This window comes from Bacillota bacterium (genome assembly GCA_012518215.1).
Taxonomy (GTDB): Bacteria; Bacillota; Dethiobacteria; order DTU022; family PWGO01; genus JAAYSV01.
Genome location: JAAYSV010000028.1, coordinates 1 through 19,881, shown reverse-complemented (window position 1 = coordinate 19,881; position 19,881 = coordinate 1). Strand labels below are relative to the sequence as shown.

Here is a 19,881-nt window from a genome sequence, read left to right as displayed (position 1 = left end):
GCTGCCTCTCATCGGCAGCGCCGTTTTCAGATCCCGCCAGCCGTCTGGCAACTTCTCGCACTGCCGGAAATCAGATCACCAGGCCCTCGTTGAGATGGTTGCAGTTGGTGGCGATGGCGTTCATGGCGGCAGCATTTATGGGATAGGCGATGGGCGATGGCGAAACGAGGGGATGGGTCGCCGCCTGAAAAGTATTGAGTTCGGTTGCCGTGAAGTCTTTCTGGATGGCCAGACTCAGGATATTTATTATCTCGGCAACCGTATTCCCGCCGGATATCTGAGCGCCAAGGATGATGCCCGAACATCTGGAAAAGATCAGCTTGATATTCACTTCCTGGGCATCGGGCAAGGTGCCCGGGTGGCGGTCCATGGTTTTGAATTCACCGACCATGATGCAGAACCCTTCCTGCCTTGCCCTGGCTTCCGTGAGGCCGGCTGCCGCAAATGTCTTGCCGAACATCTTCGTGGAAAACGTGCTTATCGTCCCTTTGTTGGCGCGGATCAACCTCAACTGGAACGCGTTGCTGCCCGCGATCTTGGCTTCCATGGCCGCGGTGGAGGCCAGCAGCAATGGCACATCTTTCCCCGTGAAGAAACATTTCTTCTCTGCACAGTCGCCGACAGCAAATATATGGGGATCGCTGGTCCTCATGTACTGATCGACCACGATGGCGCCCTTGGCGTTCATCTCCAGGCCGGCTTCCTGGCCAATAAGGCCATTGGGGCGCATCCCCAGCCCCAGAATTACCAGGTCAGCCGGGATCTTCTCTCCGCCGTCAATTTCAACGGCCTCCACGGATTTATCGCCAAGAATTCTTTTCACCCTGGTGCCCGTCATCACCTTGATGCCGTTGTCCTTCATCAGCGATTCAATGTCGTCCGTGTATTCCCTGTCGAATGCCTGCCACAGGCATGCTTCTGCCATTTCAACCAGCGTGACATCCTTCCCCAGTTTCCTTATCTGTTCTGCAAATTCAACGCCGATGAAACCTCCCCCGATGACAACAACATTGCGGGCAGATTCCAGTTCGTTGAAAATTTTACCCAGGTAGACCTCATCCTTCGTGATGGGGAAGACGTTCTCCAGATCATATCCCTCGATAAATGTCGGTATTATGGGGAGTGAACCGGTGGCGACGACCAGCTTCTTGTAACCTACAACACCATTGTCCCCGGTCTCCACTGTCTTGTTTTCCCTGTCTATGTTCAAAGCCGTGTCGATTATCAGGTCGACATTTGCATTTTTCAGCATGGTATCCGGAATAATATTCTTCTTCAAATCGCGCAGAGTCCCGAAGATGTAAGGTATGCCGCACGGTACCATGACCGTCTCGGTTTCACGGATCAAAGTGATCTTCAGACTCTCCCCGTATGCCTTCCTCGCCATGGTAGCGGTTAAAATCCCCCCTGCACTTCCTCCAATCACCAGCAAATCTGTTTGTTTCATCTTTCTTCCTCCTTGATGATCATGAGCGATGACCGATCGGAATCCCGGGGCCCGACCGGAGAACGCCCTTTTTTTCACTTCAGACAATCCTGCAATCCGGAAATGACCAACCTTGCAGTTACCGGCATATCGAACGTGCCACCGATGCAAGAGCAGTTCCGGACGGGTATAGGATGCCCGGACAACCCCGCACTCCCGTGGCACTCATGTAACCGCAACCTGCAACGATCCGCGGCCATGGATGCTATCTTCTTGCAGGAATTCCTTTTCCCCGCTGTTTTTCCCGGTATGAATCGCCGCGGATTTCATTGGAAAACAAATTTCACCCCCCCAGGGCCCGATCTGTGATGTTACCCCGGCACGAGATGCCCCGGCCGGAAAACTGGCCAACCCGGGCATCGGCAACATGCCGCTTCTGCTGCATCCCTGTCAAAAATCACGGGATATGCCATCCATTTCATTTTCCATTCCCAAATCTTTTTTTTAGTAAAGCAGGTAAGGTGTGTCATGTCAAGCCGTTCTGTCAAATAATTCTACAATTCGTATCCGACACCCTGCCTGCATCCTGCCGGGGAATCGGGGAATGTCCGGAGGTTCAGTCAAATTGTACACAGTTCCCCGGAACAGCGGAAAAACGTATTGAAATAATTTATTTACCGGATAGTACAATACAATCAAGATGAGAAAGAAATACTCTCCGAAAACACTACCCCCTTCTAGGGCAGTTTTCTGCCGAAGTTTTCATCCATGCGCCCGGCATGGACAGCCTCGCAGAAAGAACGGTTCTGTTTCCTCAGTCCGCAACGGCACTGCCGCGGTGCCGATTCGAAGCACCACCAGAATTCCGGCGGCAAGGCATGATAATCTGACGCAACTTCTGTGTCATGATGCGTGGAACTGTAGGTGTTGACAAAAAGCACCGGGGCGGATCCTTCCCCGATGCCCCTGTCGCGGCAGTAATCGATCAAAGCGGCCATCGCTTTGGCAGTATAACAACCTTCGAGGCGAAGATTGGCCCGGCCAGCGGCCAATTCAAGGGCCGCTTCCGCCTCGGGGGTTGCAAAACCGTAACCTTCACCCAGATAGTCTCCCTCGAGCCGCAGCCGCCCGGCCAGCGTTTCTGTCGCGGACCCGATGTCCACCCCCCACCTGGCAAGCAGGCGCAGGGAACGCCTGGCCATTTTCACGATACCGGCCGGTTTGAGCATGAAGGGCTGCACCACCCGCACAGCATGAAGATCTGTCTTCATCCCCGCCAGCGCCAGCCCGGCCAGCAGCCCGGCAGCGGTCCCGCCGGTCCCCGCGGGAACAAAGATGGCTGCCGGATCAGGCAACCCCTGTTCTTCCAGCTGACGTTGCAACTCCAGGACACAATTGATATAGCCGATGGTGGAGAGCGGGGATGATCCCCCGGGCATCAGAATATAGGGTGCCCGTCCCCGGAGCATCCCCATCAGGTAGAGCTTGATGTAGCCCAGGGCCGTTCCCACATAATCTTTCGTGAAATGCATCCTGGTTCCGTAGGCATGGTCCATGAGAAGATTGGCACGTACATGATCATTGACCGGCTGGCAGACAAAGAGGCCCTGTGTTGATAAACCCACCTCGCTGCCCAGTGCCGCCACGGCAAGGATATGATGTGAGCCGAGTCCTCCCGAGGTGATGATCTCTTTCTTCCCCTTGCGCCTGGCATCGGCAAAGATCAGTTCCAGTTTTCTGACCTTGTTGCCGCCATATCCGGCATGTGCCAGATCATCCCGTTTGATCAAAAGGGGCGGCCCGCCCAGGTGGCTTGACAGTTCCGGCAACGGTTCCAGTGGAGTGGGCCATCTACCCAGCTCCACCCGTGGCATGTGTTTCTCCAGAAAGGGATAGCGTGAAAAAAGTTCGTAAGAAATTACCCTCACCTCCATTTCCTGCGGCTGCAGCCGACAGGAAAGACAATGATTGTTGTTGTAAAATTGCATATCCACTCCGTTAATAAGTTCTACCTGCATGATGTTGCTTCCTGTTTGAAACAACAAATTTTTGGAGGAAACAACAACCAGGTTTTCACGGAGGCACGGGATTCCCATCCGGGAAAAAATATCCGACCGCTCTCCCCCGGGTTTTATCATTGTTGTTCAACGGGCCTCTTCCTGCAGGCATCTGTGAGTAAAGAATGAAGCCGCCCGTTGTACAAACATGCTTCACTTTCAGCAGAAGCCCGGCGGACAGGAACATGTATTGAAAAAAAAGAACCGCTGCCACTCTTGTAACGGTTCTTTCCATTCCAGGGTATCCGGTTCTTTATTTTTTCAGGATGATCACAGCATCCCCGGTTCTGGCCAGGCCGCTTTCTATCACCCGTCCGAACAACCCCTTCTCTGCCAGCAAACTGTAGCCCTCGAAGGAATACGTATGCTCGGCCGTACTGTCCTTGCCGATAGCTGTGATTTCAACGACTGCTTCTCCGACTTTCAGCACGGTTCCCCGGCCCAGGCCGTCTTCCGGCAGGCCGCCGACCAGCAGATTTTCGGCGAAGCTTCCCGGCGCAGGCACATAGCCCAGCTGCCGGGAAACAGGTTCGACATACTGTTCCAGAAGGATGCTCACCTGCCTGCCATCATTGCCGGCATGAGCATCACCTTGCAGACCGTGGCCCTGCAGAAGATAACCTTCTTCTTTATCCTTCTTGGGTATTCCGCGCGCGGCAGACGAACAAACCGCCCGCACACACCCTCCGGAGCTACACATCATCACTATCCTCCATGACCGGTACGGCAACCGATATCATTTACCTTCCTCGCCCTCGATCTCCTTCAATCTGGCTTCCAGCGCCCCGATCTGATCCTTCAGGAATTCAGCTTGTTGTTTGAGAGCCTCTTTTTCATCGCCGTATCCCCCGGGGAAATATCGGGGTCCAGGGTAAGCATAACCCCAGAACCTGCGCCGGGGCCACGGAGCGGCATATCCCGGCCATGCATAGCCGGAACAGAATCCGGCTCCCCTTCCCGTTCTGGGACCAAAGCCCCGCGGGCCTGTTCCATCTCCACCTGGCATCATTGCTGCCCCCCTTCGTTTGATCTGCGGATCTTCCGCTGTTCTCCATCATCTATTTTGCTCCACATCGACGGTAAATTACCACCAACGTCTGCGTGCGTACCTTCCTCCCATGCCTCTTCTCATTCCGAGGCCCAGGCGCGGCCGACCGTAGAAACGGTCAGGACCATACCGCGGGGAAAAAGCCCTTCTTCTCCGCGATGGAGTTACGCAGAGGCCACGTCCCCGTCCAGTCATCGGCCCGCCTCCTGACGGACCCGTTCCATCATAACCTGGCATCTTCATACCTCCCCTCTGCACGATACTGTCCCATCCCAATCCTGATGTTATGGGTATATACCTATTACTATTATACCCCGTCGCGAACATTTGTCAACGTACGCGCAACACAATTTCCCCGCAATTTTTCAACACCTGTGTTGCAGGAAATGTTTTCTTGATTTTTTCATCCGTGCCGGAAAGTTTTTATCATGGCAAGGAATTTTCCCGATGATCAGCAAGTCCCCCTCCATGCCCCTGAAATTGCCTCCCCCGGGGAAACGGCCTGATTTGACAGCATTAATTTATTAATTTACAATATTCTTGCCAGCAGGAAAACATTTTTCACCCTGTACCAACAGGTCGTGATCCGCCCCCCCGGGCCGGAAGTGGAGGGAAAACCGATGCTTTGTGAAAAATGCGGAGTGGAGCTTTCCGAGGAAGAAGTATTCAAACACGCCGGGCAGGTTTTATGTGAGGACTGCTACATCGAGGCTGCCAGCGAACTCAAAACCTGCGATCCCATGGCCGTGCGTTCGGCCAGGCTGACCAGAGATAAACTTGGCCAGACAGGCACTGAAGGGCTCCTGCCGGTACAGAAAAAAATCTACGAATACCTGCAGACACATGGCAGGGCAACCCGGGAACAGATAGCCGAAGAATTCAAGATGGAACAGAAAGAACTGGAAAAACATTTTTCCGTTCTACGCCATTGTGAACTGGTAAAAGGCATGAAAGAGGGAAACACAATCTACATGACTCTCATGGATCCATGAAGAAGAAGAAACATCGGCATCCCGCGATATTTCAAAATTAAGGAGCGGTTTTCTACATGGGCAGCGGTTATCGATATTTTCGCCATGACCTGTTTCCACCGATGGCAACGCGATAACCGCCCTTTCATATTTTGATGATCAAGGAGGAAATTCTATGGGAAGAACAGCACGGCGAAAAAAAACAGTGATCTGGATACTCATCTTTCTGGCTGCCGCCATCATTTTGATCTGGGCTACCGACTTTTTACGCTGGCAGATGATCCGGGGCCTCTTCTGGCGGCCGGCGGAGATCGTTCCGGAGAAGCAGACCGTGGTCATCATCGACCCCATGTATACACCGCCGGAGAAGAACCTGATCATGAATCCGGCATACTGCCTGGCCGATTTTGTTACACAGCTGGCAGATGTCAATATCGATGTCATCCACTACCCGCTGGCTGACGAAGCACGGATAATGCAAAATGATCCCGTCTGCATCTTGATTTCCGGGCAGACTGCCCCCTGGACCGATTATGACCCTGCTGACCTGGAACCGGCATTCAGCTTTCTCGGAAAAACCGACCTGCCCGTTTTCGGTGTCTGCGGCGGCCTTCAGATAATTGCCCAGGCCTTCGGGGTGCTGGTGGCACCGATGGGATACCAGGAAAACGGCTACACCGAAATCGAGTTGCTACTGGATGATCCCATTCTGCAGGGGATGGAAAGCCCGATCACCGCTTTCAACTGGCACGGTGAGGAAGTGAAGGCCATGCCCGTGGATTTTGACCTCCTCGGCTCCAGTGAAAAGTGCCGCGTGCAGATCATGCGGCACCGGGAGAAAGAAATTTACGGGGTTCAGTTTCATCCCGAACTCTCGGGGCGCAAAACCGATGGCAAGAATCTTCTGCTCAATTTTTTACGCCGGGCCGGAGTTACCCTGCGCTAAAATCATTTCCGGCCGTTCTTTTTGATTCTCATTCGTGGCCGGCCCTTTTTCCGGGGATCATCGCATTTTTTCCTCCGGGCAAGAATGTTTATCCTGTAAAAGACTCCTGAACAGAGTGTGCGACAGTGTCCATCTCCCTTCTGCCTCGATACGGCAGGAATGGGCCCCAAAGGAGACGGCCCGGATCCTGCCCCGAGTTGCCCGCCCCGGCGCCAATTGTTCCGGGAGCCCCGCTCCCCCGCAGCATTGCTGGCTGCCATTCAACGGTCGCAACATGAATTGGACATTCCGCGGCAGCTTTGAAATGGGATTCCCTCGCAACGGGAACAGGGAGTATCGCGAACCTTCCGGCCCGTCATGCCGGGCCCTTTCCCGCAAGGTGGAAAGAACCTCCCGCCCCGCACCCGGAAGTAAAACATCGGGGCTCTCCCTTGCACCCCTTCCAGATTTTGATATAATAGAAAATATTTATTGCCAGAACATTTACCATTTTCACAGAAAAAGAGGGATGAACAACATGAAATCATGGAAAAATATTATCGGCCGGGCCAGAAACGAAAATAGAACTTACCTCATGGAACACGAGTGCAAGAGTATTCTGGAGGAGCTGGGTATCTCCACCACCGGCGCCTCCGTGGCCCGTTCTGCCGAAGAAGCCGTGGAAACAAGTGGCCGCATCGGCTATCCGGTCGTCTTGAAGGTCCTCTCCCCCGAAGTGGTCCACAAATCCGATGAGGGCGGGGTAAAACTTGACCTGCAGAATGCCGCCGAGGTGGAAGACGCTTTTGCCGGGATCGAAACCGCCTTTGCCGGCAAGAATATGGTCGGTGTCGCCGTGCAGAAGATGGCACCCCCGGGGCTGGAAGCGATCATCGGCGTGAGCAAGGATCCCACCTTCGGTCCGGCTCTCATGTTCGGCCTCGGCGGTGTTTTCGTCGAGGTACTCAAGGATGTCTCCTTCAGGATATTGCCGGTGACGGAAACTGATATCGAGGCCATGATCGGGGAAATCCGGGGCTACACCCTGCTTGCGGGTTACCGGGGCACGTCGATCGATCTTCCGGCCTTGAAACAGCTCCTGCACAGGATTTCCGGGCTGGTAACCCGCCACCCGGAGATAAAGGAGGTCGATCTCAATCCGGTCTTCCTCTATGACGAGGGAAACACGGTCGTCGATGCGCGCATCTTCCTTGAAGAAGCGGATTCGGGCGAAACCCGGTTGCCCGCAAAAGGCAAGGCAGCCGACCTGCACCCCTTCTTTTACCCCGACAGCCTGGCCGTCGTGGGTGCTTCCAACACCCCGGGGAAACTGGGCTGGAATGTCTTCAACAACCTGCTGGAACACGGTTTCGCGGGCAAGCTTTATCCCGTCAATATCAAGGCGGAAACCGTCCAGGGAGTTCCGGCGGTGGCCGATGTGCATGAGATAAGGGAAGCGGTCGATGCAGCGATAATCCTCGTCCCCGCAGCTCACACGGTCAAGGCGTTTGAAGAATGTTGCAAGAAAGGAATCAAGCATATCATCATCGAATCGGCCGGATTTGCCGAAACCGGCGAAAGCGGCAGAGACATCGAGGAAAGATTGCGGGAACTGGCCGCAGCCCACGATTGCCGCTTCGTGGGGCCGAACTGCTCCGGCATCATCAATACCCATCACCGCATGGTTCAATCTCTGGGGATAGTCGGTGAACTGCGCCGGGGGAATATCGGGCTGATCGCCCAGGCGGGAGTATACGTCGCCGGCATGCTCTGGGGAATGCGCCATACCATGGATTTCGCCATCCTGGCCACGATAGGCAACAAGACCGACACCGATGAGACCGACATCCTGGAATATCTGGGCGAGGACGATCATGTGGAAGTGATCTGCATGTACCTGGAAGACGTGAAGGACGGGCAGAAGTTTATCGAGGTGGCCCGCAAGATCACTCCCCGCAAACCGATAATCATCCTGAAATCCGGACGGACGGAAGCAGGCAAGAAAGCGGTCTCCTCACATACCGCCTCCCTGGCGGGAAACGACCTGATCTATGACGCCTCTTTCAGGCAAACGGGGATCATCAGGGCGGAGGACAACGAGCATATGTTCGGGCTGGCCAGGGCTTTTTCCAGGCAACCCCTCCCTTCCGGCGACGGGGTGATGGTCATCTCCTACACCGGTTCCTGGGGAGTGGCCTCTGCCGATGCCCTTTCGCTGAGCGGGATGAAACTGGCCGCGCCGGATGAGCACACCCTCCGCCGCCTGAAAGAAATCCTGCCGCCGTTCGTGGGCCCCCAGAATCCCGTTGACTGCACTTTCGACCTTCATGCCAGACAGCTGCGGGACATCATCGAGATCGGCGTGCAGAGTGAAGATATCGGCAGCTTCATCGCCATCATCCAGGCGGAGATACTGCAAACATATCTGGAACAACTGCAACAGACCGACTTCCGGGGCAAGCCCATCCTTCTGTGTGTCCCCTGCAAGGAATTTGCCATCGATGAGGTGATCGCCCTGGAGCAGGCCGGGTTTCCGGTCTATGCCACACCGGAGGAGGCCGTGAAGGCCCTCTCTGCCATGTATCACCATGCCGCAAACATCGGGAGACGCTAAACAAACTGTTGCGGCAGGCGGAGGCGCTCCCGGAAGCGGTTGAAGTCTGCCCGCAGGCCTGCTTTGCATCGGCAACCTTCTGCCCCGCGGGGCAAACAGCAGGCGGAAAAACATGGAAACTGCGGGTATACAGGCGGGGGCAAATAAGATATATTGAAGGTGCCGTAAAATCAATCTTCATCATTCGAGGAGGTGTTTTTGTGAAACACAGGATCAGCGAGAAAGTTACCTGGGTGGGTAAAGTGGACTGGGAATTGCAAAAATTTCATGGAGAGGAATACTCGACGCATCGTGGTTCCACCTACAATGCGTTTCTGGTGCGGGACAAAAAGAATGTGCTCATCGACACCGTATGGAAACCTTTCGCCCGTGAATTCGTGCAGAACCTGAAAAAAGTGATAGACCTGAACGAGATCGACTACATCGTTGCCAACCATGCAGAGATAGATCACAGCGGCGGGCTCGAGGAACTGATGAAGGAAATACCGGACACGCCGATCTACTGCACCGGGAACGGCGTGAAATCCCTCAAGGGGCATTTCCATCAGGACTGGAATTTCGTCGAGGTCAAGACGGGAGATACTCTCGATCTTGGCGACAGCAAATTGATCTTCGTGGAAGCAAGATTCCTGCACTGGCCCGACAGCATGTTCACCTACATGACCGGCGAGAATATCCTCTTCAGCAACGATGCCTTCGGACAGCATTACGCAACAGAAATGATGTTCAACGACCGTGTGGACAAAGCGGAACTATACCAGGAAGCGATCAAATACTATGCCAACATACTGACCCCCTTCAGCCCCCTGGTGACCAGGAAGATCGAAGAAGTGTTGAGTCTCAACCTGCCCGTGAACATGATCTGCCCCAGCCACGGGGTTATATGGAGGGAGGACCCGCTGCAAATCGTGAACCGGTACATGGCCTGGGCAGATAATTATCAGGAGAACCAGATCACTATCATCTACGACACCATGTGGGAAGGAACCAGGAAGATGGCCGAAGCCATCGCCGCCGGCATAAAAGAAGCGGACGGGGAAGTGACGGTGAAACAGTACAACATGGGCAGAAATGACAAGAACGATATCTTCACCGAGATCTTCAGATCCAAAGCATACCTGGTAGGATCGCCGACAGTCAACAACGGCATGCTTCCCTCGGTAACCGGAATGATAGAGATGATCAGGGGCCTCAAACCCAGGAACAAGAAAGCCGCCGCCTTCGGCTGCTACGGATGGAGCGGCGAAAGTGTCAAGTTGATTTCCGAGGCGCTTGACAGAGCAGGGGCCACCGTCGTCGACGAGGGAATCAGAGAAATGTGGAACCCCGACAGGGAAGCCCTGCAACGCTGCCGGGAATACGGGAAGAATTTCGTGCAGAAACTTTAACCGGAAACCGGGAAATGGAAACCCGGATACGCCTGCACCCACGGCATGCTGGATCACGGCCATGCCGTTTCAATCTATCGACGGCCCTTCAGCCGCGAACACCCTTGACAGGGGGGCTTGACTGCCCCCCTGTTTTGTACCCCATCCGGCCACAGCCTTCCGGTCGCGGGCAACGCTCCCGAAAATCAGAACGCCGACACGGCATCGGTCAAATTATTTTATTTCTTCGTTTTTTTTCCGCTTTTGTCTGTTTTATGAGTAATATATATGGGGGGTAAATCGAGCAACACCTGTCCCCGTTTCACTTCCCGCCATACCTTCTTCACTCTGCAAACCCGGGATGATTTGACAGACAACATGACGACATCACTTCGGCCAGACCGACTTCTTGCGGGCCATGCGGAAGAAGATGCCCCCCCGCCGACCGACCCCATCACTTGCAACAAATGTTGCTACCGTAACGGCAGAACAAACCACAGAAAGGGAGAGCTCCCCGGCAGAAGGAAATGGGGCAGGCAATCAAATTCAACGGAAAGGAGGAGGATAGATGGAACTGTTGATAGATGAAGAAGAAATGCGGATCAATCTGGATAGAGCATTGCAAATTGCGAAGAAAGCATCCGAAAAGCCTGAAATTGTAACACAAAGCCACGACCTGTCGATGGATATAGCCTTCGTCATAGAAGAAGCTTACAAAAATAAAAGATTATCTTACGAGGCAGTCGCCCTGTCATTTCTGATATCCCTCTCGGCCTGGATAGACATGCTTTTCAGGAAAATTGCCATCAATATGGGCCTTCTTGAAGAAGATCTCTTGAACTAGAAAAGTCTCACAGCCTGGCGGCCGTATCCGGCCGTCAGGTACAAATAAAGGCATCTGCACTTTCGCAGAAACGATCGTCACCTCGGTCTTTCTTCGATTTCCCGTCTAACCAAATTCATGGTCCCATCGTATTGCAATTCAAAATCCATCTTGGCCCCATCATTGTTTCTGCGGAACAGCCTGCTACCGGGTGCAAAATGATATTGCGGCGTTACAATCCGGGCTCCCGGTTTTCCAAACCGTTTTTTACCTGCAGCATACTCGCGGCCGCCCAGAAGTTCTATATCGCCGCAAAAACAAACATCGGATAAATTTTTGTTGCAAGGAACATGTGCGAGGATATGCTCCCCGGAAGACAAAGAAACATTCACTCCCTCTTCGGACAGAGAATACCTTCCGGTCAACTCTTTTTCCTTCTCCACTTTTACAATTTCAATCCGTCCGAACCCGTAATTCTGCTCCCCACCGATTGAAATCTCATCGAGCAAATTGCATTTCGCCGATTGATAGGGGGCTTTGATAAATATCCCTTCATCGGATATTTCAATGGCAACATCCGAAGAATTTTCACGGTCAGGAAGCCTCGCCCCTTTCTTGACCCACACACAACCGCTTACCTCGGTATTTTTGATGTTTCCCCTGGCGTTTCTATATCTTTTTTTGATGTATTCGATTTCATGGAGCGATCCTTCCATAGTCGTTCCGGTACCAGAATCTATTTCTGTGGACACCCTGTTGCCTATATACCTGTATTCAAATTGCCCTTCGGTCATCTTCGAGCCGGATCCGGATCCATAAACCAAACCCTCATCGGTAAAAAGGGGGGGATAGATCAGGCCATTTTCGGTTACATAAAAATATGAGAAGCGAAAGTATTTCTTGATCTTCTCTCCGATGCTTCCGTAATCTTTCCCTTCGGGCTCCGGGAATAGATATTCGGTTGCCCGTTTTGTAACCGCCCCCCAGAAGTTTTTGCCGGGCAGGTAGCGCCTCGTATGCGCCACCACCGTACCCCCTCTGGGCAGATATCCTATATGCAGGTGGCCCTGCAACCGATAGGTTAGTTTTATTCCATCCCACTTGCAGCCATCTTCAACCAAAAGGATCACCCCGCTTCTGTTTTGGCATGGTAAAGCGCATAGGTCAAAGTCCGCTCCAGAATCTTTTTGAGAAAAAGCAACTTGTCCAGGTCCCGGGCAATTTCTTGCAAGTTTTCGCAAAACTCGTCAAATTCTTCGCCTAAATTTTTTCCGTTTAAAAGATATTTTTTTATCTCTGCGTCACTCATAAGTTCCCTCAAGCCCACTCGGATTTCGGATAACTTTTTGGACTCAAGCCAGACAAACATGGCATATACCCCGTCTTCAGTCAATACGGCCAGAGCATCCCTGATATTATTTTCGTGTTGTTTTTTTTCTTTTGATTTGCCTTCTTTCCTCATACCCAGCTTCTGCCCATATTGCATACAGTAAAAATCAAGGTTGATCACTGCCCACCACCCCTTTCTCCGCAGTCCTTCTCTACACCCGAGCCAGATTGTTCGGTTACTTTTTCAGTATATGAATCCAACGGTTCCACCTGAATCCGCCCGAAACCCCGTGTTCCCATACCGCCCACACCCAGGATTTCCAGGTAAGGAAAGCATTTTTCGATTGAATTTAATGCCCCATTTGTTTCGTCTTTGTCCCTTGAATTGACTATGATCTTGAAGCCAAGTACCGTTCCGCGGGGTATGGCTTCATAGGTAAAGAGGGCCCCTTTTTCAGCAGCACCGGTTTCGGGATCAATTTTCACCGATGTCCGCACTTCAAGATTGTCATTTACGATACCGGAGAAAAGACGATCCGGGAGGATGGCAATCCTTTCAATGATACCCGAGGGGAGAAATTCAAAATCTATCTCACTTTCGCCTGCTGTTTCGAGCAACAACCAACCCAGATTAAATTTACCAGGTTTTTCTGTCCCATCCCATTTAATGATACATGCCTTATTTCCCGGATCTCCGGGCAGATCATCTGTTTTCCCGTTCATCCAATACTCGCAGAGTCTTCTGGTCGTTATCCATACCGTGCCTTTGATGGATGCCACCGGGAACAATACAATCTCTGCATCATGGAAGCGCACCATGCCCTGTATGTCCGTGTCACCGAAATAACGAATTATCCTCTCCGAAACTTTTTTCTCCTTTTCCTCTGTCATGTTCCCAGGTTCTGCAGCAGCATCTTCTCTCAGGGCTATGGTGGTGTAGGCACGAATAGTTCCCGCCAGGGATGTTCCCGGAATCTTGGGCAAATCCGTTGCCGGTTCACGAACAATCGTATTATCCACCCTGCCCAGCCTGTACCCGCCCGCGCCAATGTGAACCGGGTCAAGGCATAGAGCGTGATACCGACGATACTGATATGATTTCATTTGCTTTTTTACCTCCGTTTTCCTTGATGGTCTGTTGAAACAAATTAATCGTATCCAGCAAAAGATTATTCTGTAGTACACTGAAGATGAAGTTCCGGGTTTCTTCGGAAAGTTTCGGCCATTTTCCTCCAAACGCATCCAGCAAAACTCTTTTTGCATAGATCTGCAGAACATCATCTTTGCTTCGATCTTCAATATTCCGCCACTCCAGTTTTTTAGAACTGATGGCTTCGTTGATGAACTGAATCTGAGACACGGAGAGGTTGTTTTCAAGAATTTCCCACAAATCAATCATCTTGCCGAACTGATAGAAATAACAGGGACGGTTTGATAGAAGCAGATATTCGCCATGCGTGCGTTTCCTATTTTTATAGACCAGCTTGCGGCAATCCCCGCCTCCTTTGATCAGGTCAAAATCAAAATAACCGGGATACAAGGCATAAGATTTTCCTTTTGCCAGGGGTGCCAGTTCATTCAAATAATACATGCTTCGGTCAGGAGAAAGTCTCCCCAGTGGGTAATGACGATGAAACTCATCCTGTTCGCTTATGTCCCACCAAGGGTCCAATAATGTCTGCTTCTGAAAGTTTCTCTCGCGCAAGATTTTTCTTCCCGCCTCGAGCAGAAGATATAAGGGGAATTTTCTATTGGCAACCAGGAGCCCTGCATTCAAGGGAAGTTTGCCGGTAACCATCTTGAATCGTTCATTGAAAAGTTTATCTATCTCTTTCAGAATGTTTGTTGCTTCCTGCGCCGGAACGATAACTTGAAATAGCAGGGGCGTGTTGAGAATCTCGATATGGGGAAAATAATGTTCCTTTTCGACATTTTCAACTTTCGGAACTTTTTTCGGAACTTCTTTAGAATCAAAATTGATGGATTTTTCAGGATTTTCCTCTTCTTCTATGCTCCTTAAATTTCGCTCCTCCAACGCTTTTTCTACTGCTGCCATACCTTTAATTTCCTTACCCTCGGTTTCCGCTTCTCCGGTTTTCTTCATCATTTTAAATTTATGCAGGGATTCAATGGTCAGAAATTGACCATCAGCTACATGTAGAACAAGCAGATTGTCAGGCTCAAGAATTTTAAACCTGAAAATATAAGGTGTATTCTTTTCAAGTTCATTGTTTACTGTTTCTACCTTGAAACTGAGTCGCTGCCAACTTTCTCCGTGTCCCGACATACATCGTTGCAGCACCAGGTCCCAGAACTCTTTCGCCTCTTTCCATATTCTGAAGAGACGCGCCGGGGATGAATTTTGGGTAAACAATGTGGCCAGTATGGTCTCCGGGTTTTTATCGGGGAGCTTCTTGCAGAAATTTCCCCAGGCTTTTTCAAATGTTTTTCCGCCCACGGAAAGATCTTCAAAAAAAGTATTGAAAATCAGGGCTGCATCCTCTATATTACGGTCCTTCGGGACCAAGTATTTCTCTATCAGACACAGAGCAAATTCCTGCAAGTTGCTTTCACGTAATCCTTCTCGTTCTGCTTCTATTTTATTTAATAAATCTTTCATCTTTTTAGTATTCATCTTTTTATTTTTATACCAATCCTCAAATGTCTGAGAATAGATCGTACTTATCGTAGTACCATCGAGCCAATTTCTCAGGCCGAGATTCAAGCCAAGCAGGGCAATCCTGTTATTTTCGTCTGCCACTTCGCTTAACCAGATGGTTCCCGACCTATCTTCTTTCAACCATTTATTTAATCTCCCGCCCCTTCTTTCACCACAAACTGCACATGTCTCCCCGGACCTTTCCTTGGGCCTGATTTTGCAGACAGGGCATATCTCTTTTTCCCCCTCGATATCGCCGGATAGTATAGCGTTTATACCGTTTTTGTTTTGACCAAGCCATTTTCTGTCCCACTTTTTTCCCCTGTCATCGTCCTCAACAAACAGTGCCGGACTCATCTTCGGTATCTTCCGCTTCTCTTCTGCAAGATCAAGGATCCAGCTGATCATGGTCATGCTGCGGCGAGCTTCGCTCAGGGTAAAGAACGGCCATAGCTCATTCTGGCTTTCTTCCAGGATGATATCCCAGCCGACATCCGAACACTCTTCTGCCAACTGTATGGCATCCTTTGCAAGAGAGGGGAAGGTGAAGATAATTCCGTTGATGTCCTGGTAAACTGCATTCCCCACCGGAGAATCGACCTCGAATTCTTCCTTCAATTTATCATGGACTTCATCAATTATTTTTTTGCGTTCCAGTATATCGGCAACCTTGTTTCCTTTATCGATAAAACCCTCCCCGTCCCAGAATATTCCAAAAAGCCGCCATTTCAAATCATCCTCAGCGATTTTCCCGTCCAGGGCAGCCTGGCAGAGAAGGGTCTTGTAGAGGGAAGCGGTGGAGTAGGAATGATCCCACAACGTGACATCGTTGGCCGGAATCCTTGTCTCCCCCAAGGCATGGGAGAACGCTATATGAATATCATCCATTACCTGCTTCCGGAACTCCTGGAGTGACATCTCACCCCCTTCTACATATCTATCAATAATCGAGAAAAGCTTCCGTTCCAAGTATTGTAATCGTGTATCGAGGCAACAAAAATTGATCTTCTCCCTGGCACAGCCAAAGGGGGTGCTGATTACAACGTTGCCCCTGGGCTGCTTTTTGCGAATTATACCCTTGTCATCGGCGGAATCAAGGCGATCACATTGTTGTAACAGTTTTACCAGAAGATTGGTTTCACTTCGACTATGGTGTTCTGTAACAAGTTCATAAATATCTGAACTGACGGTCTCAACACTGGAATCTTTATGCTTTATTTCCAAATCAAATTCAATTCTTTTAAATAAGTCAATCAACTGCCTGTCGAGAAAATCGTCGATACTTTCATGCCGTGCAACACCTTCTTTCCCTTCCACTGACTTCTGCTCCACAAAATCACCGCGGCATTTACCGATATCATGAAGAAGAGCACCGATCTCTCCTAGCAAAATCGGTTCCCGTTTCTCCTTTATTTTTTGGCGTATAGTTCCTGCACTATCACTTGTTATCTGGGCCACCTCCCCCTGCTCCGTTCTGGTCGTCATACAAAACCCTGAAATGCTCTTTGAAATTATCCGGAATAACCTCGATTTGACCATCTTGCAACCTGTTAACTACCCCATAACCTGAAGATTTCTTGGCCGAAAAACCATAGGTATAAAACATAAGTTTGAGGGATTCAGCCAGCAGGGCAAGATCTTCCCCTACCTCGTCACTGGTATAATTTGCACCCTTCGGGTAGGGGAAATAAAAAAGGTGCAACTCGGCTTCTGCACCGCCCCCTACCTTCTCAAACATAATAGGGCCCCGGCCCCGGAGTGGAGTTCTCGTTTTTCTGCTTAGCGGCGTAATAACACCCTCAGGTTTCTGATCATGATCAAAAAAAGTGGGGAAAAAATGAAGCCTTCCACGATTATTCTCTGTACCGAAGAGACGATCTATAATTTCTTTTTTGTTGTTTTCTGCCTTAACCTTTTCTGCAGCATATCGAAGATGGCCTTTCCAGGTAGTGGGCTTTACCATGGGAAATCCGGTGAGCTTGTCCCTGACAATGGGATTTTCATGGAATTTATCTTTTTTAACGTAAAATATACGGTCATCCCTGCTGATATATGGCTTTTTCAGAGTGAACTTTATTATTCTGATATGAACCGAGTTCCGGGGAAAAGAAGAGTGTTTTTTATCAAATTGAGGGTAAAATCTTCCGGATTGCACCTGTTTCCCGCCGGGTTGGTTAAAATTGTTTTTCAGCGGTTTGATAAACTGATCTTGGATCCATTTTTCTATCCATTGCTTATCAGACCGGTTTTTCCTCCTTTTGCCTTTCTCCTTCTCTTTTTCTTCTCTCTTCCAATCATTGCAAGATTTGATGTTTTTTATTGAATTAAGGCAATTATCATATACATGGGTCATATCAGATGATTCCCCTTTCAATTATTTCCCTCCCCGTTTCTTTGGAAATCGGATTTATCTCTTTAATGTCAAATCCCTTTTCGTGGGCAACCAAATACGCTGAAAGCCAATTTGAAATACAGTTTTTTATTTCTTCACACACTTCTTCCTCTCCCTTTTCAAAAAAACCAAAAACCCTGAACTCCATACTTTCATCCTCGTCATTTTGATAACCGTGAGATACAAATATTCGAGAACCTCTACCGCCTTTTCCGACCAAATCATAGTGGTTATTGTGATGATTTTTTACAACTGGGCGTATAGCATCCCTTACATGAAAACCTATAGGCAGCATGTGGCAGTTATTCCATACTTCTTTCATTTCAGCGTAATTTTTATCATCTATGAGGGGAAAAGCTTTCTCCTTCAGAAGATCTTCTACCGCTGCTGTAAAACTGATTTTGAACTTCCAGATAACAAAATTCTCCAGGCTATAGACTGATTGGCCATTTCTTCCACTGTTCTTAACATTGGTTTTACCTTTAACACGGGAACAATCAAGATTTTCAAAACTGTTATTAACAATCCTGATTACCCCATTGCCTTGAGAAATACGCCCTCCCAGGGCACCATATTCTGCAATAAATTTCAAAGTACATTTCAATCGGCACCATTCGACAGGAGATACTTCTTTCAACGGAATAAAATTTAATGTTATGTGCCGTTTGTTCTTTGTTGCAATACCGCTGAAAGGCCTTTTTTGTTTTTTTCCCCTTTTTTTTCTTTGCGAATATACGTTTATACCATCAATGTATTCTATATCTTCTTCCCGAGTATTTATCTCAAGTTTAAACTTGCGTCCCCAACCCGTACATCCAAAAAGTTCACATACGTCACAGCGATTTTTGTCTTTACAATTGCCGCTAGTAGGATCGCAAACATTCCCACCGAAACTTCTCACAAGGATTTCGTACCACCAGCGCAGACTACCGATAATTCCTGTTTCCCTCAAGTTTTCACCACTTCCCTTTGAATTGCCGGTCCATAAGGGTGTCAAAGTCTCAATTTTTACTGTATGCATATACCAATACCCCCATCAACATACTATATCTTGGGTTCCATATCCCACAACGACCAATCTTTTGGTACTTCGGACTGTTTATCTTTTCCTTCAGCAGCCATGCACCCGACCAACATTCTGCAGAATTTTAGAAACCAATTATAAAGCATGGGTTTATCAAACTTTATATACGTCATATTATAGGATATATAGCAAGATATTTCAAATTATTGGTTATATTATCAAAATATGAACAGTTTTATCCGCCCTGGTTAGAGTGTTGCAACCACTTTCGACAGGAATTTCCCACGGTACTTCGGACCAATACTTTTTCTTCATTGAGCCGAATCGCCTGAATCGAGCCATAGCCGTGGATACACATCTAACCCCTAGAAGATACGATACCCCTAACCTGCTTCAATGGAGCCACGGCCTTTCAGCCGTGGATACGGGTGGCCTCCACATAGCGTTCCGCTTTGTGCTCGTCGCTTCAATGGAGCCACGGCCTTTCAGCCGTGGATACGGTGTTGCGGTGGGAGTTGGCCGCGGGGCAGCGGGTATGCTTCAATGGAGCCACGGCCTTTCAGCCGTGGATACACTGCTCGGTCAGGTAGAGCGACTGCTCTACGATTAGCTTCAATGGAGCCACGGCCTTTCAGCCGTGGATACGATCCTCCAACACAGCGACCTCAACAATGCCCCTCCTTGCTTCAATGGAGCCACGGCCTTTCAGCCGTGGATACGCCGTGTGGCCGGTGTCAGAAAGGTTGGAGTAGATAGCTTCAATGGAGCCACGGCCTTTCAGCCGTGGATACACGGGAATCGGGGCTGCTGATCGGCGGTATTTCATCGCTTCAATGGAGCCACGGCCTTTCAGCCGTGGATACACCTTCATCGACGTTAAACGGCATTTCGTCTTTTCCGCTTCAATGGAGCCACGGCCTTTCAGCCGTGGATACCAACCCCCTGCGTGGCAGATGTGGCATGAGTGCCATGCTTCAATGGAGCCACGGCCTTTCAGCCGTGGATACGGGGGCAAAGGTTTTATGTGTATTCAGTGCCTCGTTCGGCTTCAATGGAGCCACGGCCTTTCAGCCGTGGATACACTGCTCGGTCAGGTAGAGTTCGCCCTCCAACCGTTCGCTTCAATGGAGCCACGGCCTTTCAGCCGTGGATACACGAAAAGGCGCTTCCGACCGTCTATCTTACAACGCCTTCAATGGAGCCACGGCCTTTCAGCCGTGGATACCTAACGACGAGGTTATCGCCT

At 50.1% G+C, this 19,881-nt stretch carries 17 protein-coding genes and 1 CRISPR repeat array; of the genes, 5 read left to right on the top strand and 12 right to left on the bottom strand.

Annotation, left to right across the window (positions count from 1 at the left end; translation table 11 throughout):
- Positions 1–70 precede the first annotated feature (70 nt).
- The 6 genes from GX364_04825 to GX364_04800 form a co-directional block, all read right to left on the bottom strand.
- Positions 71–1,447 (bottom strand): FAD-dependent oxidoreductase, encoded by a 1,377-nt coding sequence (locus tag GX364_04825; protein ID NLI70170.1) that lies wholly within the window; start codon positions 1,445–1,447, stop codon positions 71–73.
- 204 nt (positions 1,448–1,651) lie between these two features.
- The gene (locus tag GX364_04820; protein ID NLI70169.1) at positions 1,652–1,855 is read right to left on the bottom strand and encodes a hypothetical protein; all 204 of its coding nucleotides are present in this window, start codon (positions 1,853–1,855) and stop codon (positions 1,652–1,654) included.
- A 308-nt stretch (positions 1,856–2,163) separates the two neighbouring features.
- Positions 2,164–3,444, bottom strand: coding sequence for a pyridoxal-phosphate dependent enzyme (locus tag GX364_04815; protein NLI70168.1), 1,281 nt, complete (start codon positions 3,442–3,444; stop codon positions 2,164–2,166).
- A gap of 292 nt (positions 3,445–3,736) precedes the next feature.
- Positions 3,737–4,186 (bottom strand): MOSC domain-containing protein, encoded by a 450-nt coding sequence (locus tag GX364_04810; protein ID NLI70167.1) that lies wholly within the window; start codon positions 4,184–4,186, stop codon positions 3,737–3,739.
- A gap of 33 nt (positions 4,187–4,219) precedes the next feature.
- Positions 4,220–4,489: a DUF5320 domain-containing protein gene (locus tag GX364_04805; protein NLI70166.1), complete on the bottom strand. Its 270-nt coding sequence runs from the start codon at positions 4,487–4,489 to the stop codon at positions 4,220–4,222.
- A 78-nt stretch (positions 4,490–4,567) separates the two neighbouring features.
- Positions 4,568–4,768: a DUF5320 domain-containing protein gene (locus GX364_04800; GenBank protein ID NLI70165.1), complete on the bottom strand. Its 201-nt coding sequence runs from the start codon at positions 4,766–4,768 to the stop codon at positions 4,568–4,570.
- A 383-nt stretch (positions 4,769–5,151) separates the two neighbouring features.
- On the opposite strand from GX364_04800, the gene GX364_04795 reads away from it, so the two are divergent.
- The 5 genes from GX364_04795 (at position 5,152) to GX364_04775 (ending at position 11,252) form a co-directional block, all read left to right on the top strand.
- On the top strand, positions 5,152–5,523 hold the full coding sequence (locus tag GX364_04795) for a hypothetical protein (GenBank protein ID NLI70164.1): 372 nt from the start codon (positions 5,152–5,154) through the stop codon (positions 5,521–5,523).
- Positions 5,524–5,677: 154 nt separating this feature from the next.
- Complete coding sequence (locus GX364_04790) at positions 5,678–6,448, top strand: hypothetical protein (GenBank protein NLI70163.1); 771 nt, start codon at positions 5,678–5,680, stop codon at positions 6,446–6,448.
- Positions 6,449–6,965: 517 nt separating this feature from the next.
- The gene (locus GX364_04785; GenBank protein ID NLI70162.1) at positions 6,966–9,041 is read left to right on the top strand and encodes an acyl-CoA synthetase; all 2,076 of its coding nucleotides are present in this window, start codon (positions 6,966–6,968) and stop codon (positions 9,039–9,041) included.
- A 200-nt stretch (positions 9,042–9,241) separates the two neighbouring features.
- Complete coding sequence (locus GX364_04780) at positions 9,242–10,429, top strand: anaerobic nitric oxide reductase flavorubredoxin (protein ID NLI70161.1); 1,188 nt, start codon at positions 9,242–9,244, stop codon at positions 10,427–10,429.
- A 547-nt stretch (positions 10,430–10,976) separates the two neighbouring features.
- On the top strand, positions 10,977–11,252 hold the full coding sequence (locus tag GX364_04775) for a hypothetical protein (GenBank protein NLI70160.1): 276 nt from the start codon (positions 10,977–10,979) through the stop codon (positions 11,250–11,252).
- Between the two features lie 77 nt (positions 11,253–11,329).
- Here GX364_04775 and GX364_04770 read toward each other — a convergent pair whose 3' ends face one another.
- From GX364_04770 to cmr1, 6 genes are read right to left on the bottom strand one after another with little or no spacing between them, the layout of a single operon-like run.
- Positions 11,330–12,352, bottom strand: a complete 1,023-nt coding sequence (locus tag GX364_04770) for a hypothetical protein (GenBank protein ID NLI70159.1) — start codon at positions 12,350–12,352, stop codon at positions 11,330–11,332.
- Positions 12,353–12,357: 5 nt separating this feature from the next.
- Positions 12,358–12,693 carry a hypothetical protein gene (locus tag GX364_04765; GenBank protein NLI70158.1) on the bottom strand — a complete coding sequence of 112 codons (336 nt, stop codon included), beginning with the start codon at positions 12,691–12,693 and terminating at the stop codon, positions 12,358–12,360.
- 44 nt (positions 12,694–12,737) lie between these two features.
- Positions 12,738–13,664: a type III-B CRISPR module RAMP protein Cmr4 gene (gene cmr4, locus GX364_04760; protein NLI70157.1), complete on the bottom strand. Its 927-nt coding sequence runs from the start codon at positions 13,662–13,664 to the stop codon at positions 12,738–12,740.
- A complete protein-coding gene (locus tag GX364_04755) occupies positions 13,621–16,704 on the bottom strand; it encodes a CRISPR-associated protein Csx11 (protein NLI70156.1) in 3,084 nt (1,027 codons plus the stop codon). Before GX364_04755 ends, cmr4 begins: the two co-directional genes overlap by 44 nt.
- Positions 16,658–17,572, bottom strand: coding sequence for a hypothetical protein (locus GX364_04750; GenBank protein NLI70155.1), 915 nt, complete (start codon positions 17,570–17,572; stop codon positions 16,658–16,660). The genes GX364_04755 and GX364_04750 overlap by 47 nt, the downstream gene beginning before the upstream one ends.
- Before the next feature lies 1 nt (position 17,573).
- Positions 17,574–18,632: a type III-B CRISPR module RAMP protein Cmr1 gene (gene cmr1 / locus GX364_04745; protein NLI70154.1), complete on the bottom strand. Its 1,059-nt coding sequence runs from the start codon at positions 18,630–18,632 to the stop codon at positions 17,574–17,576.
- Positions 18,633–18,953: 321 nt separating this feature from the next.
- A CRISPR array of direct repeats spans positions 18,954–19,860; the repeat unit is 36 nt; unit sequence GCTTCAATGGAGCCACGGCCTTTCAGCCGTGGATAC.
- Positions 19,861–19,881 lie beyond the last annotated feature (21 nt).